The following is a 3725-nucleotide window of genomic DNA, read 5'->3' on the forward strand; positions in this document are numbered from 1 at the left end:
GCCGTCTCCCGGCCGATCTTCAACTCTGCCACGTCTACCTCCCTTGCGGCGCGAGGCCGCGGTGTGCTACGCTATCCAGTGGCCCGCATGGCTGGCCTTACTATGTGGCCCAGGGCGCGTCGACCATGCCCCGGGCTTGTAGGCTGGGCCGGCTGGGCCCGGTCCCTACGCCCGTATGGGACCGCCGCGATAGATGCCGTCCCGTCCCCGCGCCAGTGTCCCCGCGCGGGGAGAGTCAGGCCGGGGACGGGCGGCAGCGGGCATCATGGGTCGGTACCCAAGCGGTCAAAGGGGCCGGACTGTAAATCCGGCGCGCTCCGGCGCTGCGCTGGTCCGAATCCATGCCCGACCCACTCTCCCCTCCCGGGATAGCATCCCGGGACCGACGCCCGGCTCCGAAAGGGGCCGGGCGTTTCCTTTCGGTCGGCACTCACGATCAAGTGCGGACGCTTCCGGGACGCTATCCCAAGTTCGGTGCCGAACTTGGGTTTTCACCGGCGCGTTGAAACGCCTGTTGTCGCTCACGCCGCGGCCTGCGACGCGCAGCTATCGACGCGGCTCGCCCACCGCCGTTGGCCCAGCGTCAGCACGCCGCCGTCGATCTCGGCCAGTTGCAGAGACGCCCGCCCGTCCGGCCACGAGGTCACCACGGCCGCGCCCTGCGTCCGATCCTCGTCGGGCCGCTCGCCCGGCAGCACGCCGTCGGGGCGCATCAGGCCGCCCGGGGACGCGACCCAGATCCGGCGGTACCCTCCGCCGACGTGGAGCCGCCGCGCGCCCAGCTCGGCCTTATGTGTGTGGCCGTAGACGGTGCATTCCGTCGCGGCCTTGAGCATCTCGGCCGCCGTCGCCCCGCCGCGGGACTTCACCGCGCCAAGGTCGGCCCACTCCCGGTTGTCGCCGTGGACGTAGCGTACGTCATCGATCCGGACGTCCCGATCGGCCGGCACGAACTCGACGTCGAGATCCGCCAGCCCGAGCAGCCGCGGCAGATCGACGGAGTGCGCGCCGTCCGGGTTGCGCAGGACGGCCGCCGCCTTCGCGACCTTGCGCATGTAGTCCCGGATCCGCCGGTCGTGGTTGCCCTCGGTCCAGTAGATCGCGGCGTGGCGCGCGGTTCGCCGGAGCGCCTGAAGCCACGCGCGCGCGGCCTCGACGGCGATCCCGGTCGTGTACTCCTGCTCCGGGTCGCGGTCGTACTTCGTCGAGAACTCGGGCAGATCCAACCCGTCGCCGAGGAATACGATCGCGTCTGGCGCCAAGTGCTCGACGAGTTGCAGCGCGCAGTCTAGGGCGTGTTCGTCGTGGTACGGGATGACCTCGCTCGTCCACGGGTCGCGCGACGCGCCGAAGTGGGTATCCCCGAAGGCCACCGTCACCCGCGGCGCGCCGTGCCCCTTCGGCGGGGCCGGCAAGCGACGGATCGCGGGTGGGGCCGCGTCCGGGAGCATGAAGCCCGGGAGCGGCCGCAAGCCGACGAGGTTCTCCACGGACGGGTTGCGCGTCGGGCCGTACCAGCCGAAGCGGTGCGAGACCACATAGAAGCGCGACAGGTCCGCGGCGCCGAAGCGGAGCAGATCGTCGAGCGAGTAGAGGCGGTCGGTCGCCGTGACCGTCCCGTCGGCGATCGTCACCTCGGCCGGCGCCGTCTCCCCCTCGCGCCCGACCTCCGCCGACCGCGCAGATTGCTGTCCCGGTCCGGGACCTTTGCCGTCCCGCGCCGCCCCGCCCACGTCCTTGCGTCGTCTCCCCGCCCGCTCCGCTACGACGCGCGCTACGGTCGAGCGGTGGCACCCGAGCGCGGCTGCCGCGTCCATGAGCCGGCGCTTGCCCGAGGTCGCGTCGTACGCGGCGAGGATGCGGGCGGTCTCCTCTGGTGAGCGCCACCTTGCGCCGGGCATCAGGCGGGCTCCTGCGCGTGCGGATGCGTCGGCTGGTCCCGGTAGGCCACCGTTCGCCGCGGATCCCACTCGCGCGGGATGGGCCGCCCCGGGCCCTTGTCGGCCCAGCAATCGCCCATGCGCTGCAGCTTCGCCGGTACGTACCAGCCGTCGCCGCCATCGGAGAGCCCGTGGCGCTCCCGGAGCGGCAGCGCCACGGCCTTCCACAGCAGCTCGCCCGGGTCGCTGGTACGGCTCTTGCTGGTCTGCCGGTGGGCGTGGACGTAGCGGATCCGGCCGCCGTGCGCCGCGACCTCGGCGACGAGCCAGTCACACGCCGCGAGCACGCCCGAGACCTGCGCCGCGGAGAGCCCGAGCGGCTTGCGGAAGGGGCGCAGCAGCGGCTTCCAAAAGGTCCGCGGGTCGCCCTCGATCCCGCTGTAGTGGCCGTCAATCTCGATCCCGATGTCGGTCCGGTTGAAGTACCGCTGCGCCTGCGGCATGCAGACGTCGAGAGGGTTGGACCAGACGACCGACCCGTCCCGGAGTGCGACGAGGTGAACGCCGATCTTCGCTACCCGCTCCCGGGCCCGGTCGATCTTGGCGGGCCGCGTCTCTTCGTCGCGGAGGTAGAGGCACGCCGTCTGATGAAGCGTGATCCCCGTGATCTGCGACCACGGCCGGCGGGCGCCGCGCTTGCTGCCCTTGTGCCGATCGCGATAGTCTAGGACGCAGGCCGGCGGCACCGACACTGCGACCCGCTCCTCCATCGCGCTCGCGAGGCCGCCGGGGCGCTTGTCGAGGAGGGCGCGCATCTCGGCCAGGGAGCGGCGCGTGTACTCCGCGAGGTCGATCGGCTCGATCATGGCGCACCTCCGGCATCGAGGATGGACGCACGGACGAGCGGGGCCGGGGCCGGGGCAGCCTGCTTCACCGGGGCCGGCTTCGCGTCCGGCACGTCGGCCCGCACGACAGCGGCCGCCGCCGGGGCCGGGCCCTGGAATAGCTGCGACGCGACGGCACCGCCGACGATAGAGCCGAGGGCGCAGAACAGGCCGATGATTACGGCTAGTTTCCACACCAGGCGCTCCAGGTCGCGCAGCCGGGTTCCGTGGTCGGCGACGGCCGGGTCAAGCACCTCATCAACGTGCTGGCGCGTGGCCCGGCCGTGCTCGCACCCGGTCTGGGGCGTGTCGGCGGGGAGGCGGGGCGGGCTCATGGTTACAGCACCGCGCCTTCGTCGGCGATCCCGACGGAACGAGCGTACACGCGCATGACCTTGTCGTTGTCGGCGACGGAAACGACGATCGATGCGGCGTGGTCGATCACGATGTCCGCGTACCCGCCTGTCCCGGACGCCGTCAGCCCGCCGACGACCACCGTGGTAGCCGTCTCCGCGAGCGTCCCCTGGCGGGTCGGAGTGACCGTCAGCGTCCCGGACCAGCCTGCGGAGCTGTCCACTTCGAGCTTGATCCGGGTCCGCAGCAGGCCGTGCGTGGCGGGAGCGATGGTGGCGGTGCCGGTCGCCTGCGCGGCGGTACGCGAGAGGATGAGGCCCCAATCTCGGATGCCGAAGCCCATGGATGACTCCTACGTCACGGCCGTGCGGCCGAACGGTGTAGTGCTGCAAGTACGGGTGTGGTTGCGTCAGCCGGTGATTGTGACGGCGGCCAGCGGATCGAAACAGATGCCGTAGATTTCGGCGTCGCCGTCGAGCCACACGGCGATCGTTAGCTGGAACCACCCGGTCGTTCCACTGTGGATATCCTGCGGCTCGTCGTCAGCGTCCGCCACGCCATCCGACGGGTAGAGGAGCGCGGCCGGCAGCGAGTTTCCGCCGGGCCC

5 protein-coding genes and 1 tRNA gene are annotated in these 3725 nt (G+C 71.6%); 1 reads left to right on the forward strand and 5 read right to left on the reverse strand.

Annotation, left to right across the window (positions count from 1 at the left end; genetic code table 11):
• The first annotated feature begins 267 nt into the window (after positions 1 to 267).
• Positions 268 to 353: transfer RNA gene (locus tag WC493_RS22030), tRNA-Tyr, on the forward strand.
• 168 nt (positions 354 to 521) lie between these two features.
• Here the strand turns inward: WC493_RS22030 and WC493_RS22035 are convergent.
• The 5 genes from WC493_RS22035 to WC493_RS22055 form a co-directional block, all read right to left on the reverse strand.
• Complete coding sequence (locus WC493_RS22035) at positions 522 to 1901, reverse strand: metallophosphoesterase (RefSeq protein WP_373068572.1); 1380 nt, start codon at positions 1899 to 1901, stop codon at positions 522 to 524.
• A complete protein-coding gene (locus WC493_RS22040) occupies positions 1901 to 2746 on the reverse strand; it encodes an N-acetylmuramoyl-L-alanine amidase (RefSeq protein ID WP_373068574.1) in 846 nt (281 codons plus the stop codon). Before WC493_RS22040 ends, WC493_RS22035 begins: the two co-directional genes overlap by 1 nt.
• Positions 2743 to 3018 (reverse strand): hypothetical protein, encoded by a 276-nt coding sequence (locus WC493_RS22045; RefSeq protein WP_373068576.1) that lies wholly within the window; start codon positions 3016 to 3018, stop codon positions 2743 to 2745. Before WC493_RS22045 ends, WC493_RS22040 begins: the two co-directional genes overlap by 4 nt.
• Before the next feature lie 83 nt (positions 3019 to 3101).
• Positions 3102 to 3461 (reverse strand): hypothetical protein, encoded by a 360-nt coding sequence (locus WC493_RS22050; RefSeq protein WP_373068578.1) that lies wholly within the window; start codon positions 3459 to 3461, stop codon positions 3102 to 3104.
• A gap of 66 nt (positions 3462 to 3527) precedes the next feature.
• The coding region (locus WC493_RS22055; protein WP_373068583.1) for a hypothetical protein at positions 3528 to 3725 on the reverse strand (198 nt) is incomplete at its 5' end.

The sequence above is a fragment of the Zavarzinia sp. genome (assembly GCF_041650655.1).
Taxonomy (GTDB): Bacteria; Pseudomonadota; Alphaproteobacteria; order Zavarziniales; family Zavarziniaceae; genus Zavarzinia.

Coding starts and splice junctions, on each gene's coding strand:
- WC493_RS22035 (WP_373068572.1), bottom strand. CDS start 1,901: ATGCCCGGCGCAAGGTGGCGCTCACCAGAGGAGACCGCCCGCATCCTC.
- WC493_RS22040 (WP_373068574.1), bottom strand. CDS start 2,746: ATGATCGAGCCGATCGACCTCGCGGAGTACACGCGCCGCTCCCTGGCC.
- WC493_RS22050 (WP_373068578.1), bottom strand. CDS start 3,461: ATGGGCTTCGGCATCCGAGATTGGGGCCTCATCCTCTCGCGTACCGCC.